1 protein-coding gene is annotated in these 304 nt (G+C 75.0%); it reads right to left on the reverse strand.

Annotated elements, in window-relative coordinates; translation table 11 throughout:
* Positions 1-304 (reverse strand): TetR/AcrR family transcriptional regulator C-terminal domain-containing protein (locus tag IG64_RS37300; RefSeq protein WP_037865039.1); only part of this gene is annotated, 304 nt, incomplete at both ends.

The following is a 304-nucleotide window of genomic DNA, read 5'->3' on the forward strand; positions in this document are numbered from 1 at the left end:
TTCGGCGTCGCCGAAGCCCGCCTCGCGCAGCACGCCGACGAGGCTGTCGGCGAAGCCCAGGGTGTTCGGGCCGGTCGCGTGCGTGCCGGTGAAGACGCGCGCGCCGTCGCGGTGGGCGAGCAGGGCCGTGCGCAGCGCGCGGGCCAGGCGCGCCGTTCTCTCGCTCCAGTCGCCGTCCCCCGCCGGTCCGGCGGCGTCGGCGACACCGTCGACCATGTGTTCGGCCATCGCGGTGAGCAGGTCCTGTTTGGTCGCGAAGTAGCGGTAGAGCGCACCGGCCTGGACGCCCATCGCGTCGGCGAGC

The organism is Streptomyces sp. NRRL S-340 (assembly GCF_000720185.1).
GTDB lineage: Bacteria > Actinomycetota > Actinomycetes > Streptomycetales > Streptomycetaceae > Streptomyces.